The organism is Paenibacillus silvae (assembly GCF_014639235.1).
Lineage (GTDB): Bacteria > Bacillota > Bacilli > Paenibacillales > Paenibacillaceae > Paenibacillus > Paenibacillus silvae.
Window position 1 is genome coordinate 1 of sequence record NZ_BMFU01000034.1, and the last position, 786, is coordinate 786.

Below are 786 nucleotides of genomic sequence, written 5' to 3' on the forward strand. Positions count from 1 at the left end.
CGGAGGGGTTCCACACGTACCCATCCCGAACACGACCGTTAAGCCCTCTAGCGCCGATGGTACTTGGACCGCAGGGTCCTGGGAGAGTAGGACGCCGCCAAGCGGAACCCCAGTGGGGTATTTTTTTTCGAATGATAGGGGCCTTTAGCTCAGTTGGTTAGAGCGCACCTCTGATAAGGGTGAGGCCGGTGGTTCGAGTCCACCAAGGCCCATAGTAATTAAATAAGAAGTACGTATGGGGCCATAGCTCAGCTGGGAGAGCGCCTGCCTTGCAAGCAGGAGGTCAGCGGTTCGATCCCGCTTGGCTCCACCATTTTCCCTGATAGCTCAGTTGGTAGAGCACTCGACTGTTAATCGAGTTGTCACAGGTTCGAGTCCTGTTCGGGGAGCCATTAAGGCCCGTTGGTCAAGGGGTTAAGACACCTCCCTTTCACGGAGGTAACAGGGGTTCGAATCCCCTACGGGTCATAGTTATTTTAATAACTGAAGAGTGGGATGAGAATCCCAAAGGTTCGTCGGAGGATGAGCATCGTTAGGAATTGCTTCGCAGTCTCGAACGAAGTGAGAGTATCCCCTACGGGTCATAATTATGGAGGCTTAGCTCAGCTGGGAGAGCATCTGCCTTACAAGCAGAGGGTCGGGGGTTCGATCCCCTCAGCCTCCACCATATACTTTTTATAATGACGCGGGGTGGAGCAGCCCGGTAGCTCGTCGGGCTCATAACCCGAAGGCCGCAGGTTCAAATCCTGCCCCCGCAATTGAGGCTTTCTTCACGGAAAGTGATCT

At 54.2% G+C, this 786-nt stretch carries 6 tRNA genes and 1 rRNA gene; all 7 read left to right on the forward strand.

What is annotated here, in order from left to right:
* Nucleotides 1–103: ribosomal RNA gene (gene rrf / locus IEW26_RS29985) — 5S ribosomal RNA — on the forward strand; the annotation flags it as partial.
* A gap of 35 nt (nucleotides 104–138) precedes the next feature.
* Nucleotides 139–212, forward strand: a tRNA-Ile gene (locus IEW26_RS29990).
* Between the two features lie 25 nt (nucleotides 213–237).
* Nucleotides 238–313 (forward strand) — tRNA-Ala (locus IEW26_RS29995).
* A 3-nt stretch (nucleotides 314–316) separates the two neighbouring features.
* A tRNA-Asn gene (locus IEW26_RS30000) sits at nucleotides 317–392 on the forward strand.
* A 4-nt stretch (nucleotides 393–396) separates the two neighbouring features.
* Nucleotides 397–468 (forward strand) — tRNA-Glu (locus IEW26_RS30005).
* A 123-nt stretch (nucleotides 469–591) separates the two neighbouring features.
* Nucleotides 592–667 (forward strand) — tRNA-Val (locus IEW26_RS30010).
* 17 nt (nucleotides 668–684) lie between these two features.
* Nucleotides 685–758 (forward strand) — tRNA-Met (locus IEW26_RS30015).
* Nucleotides 759–786 lie beyond the last annotated feature (28 nt).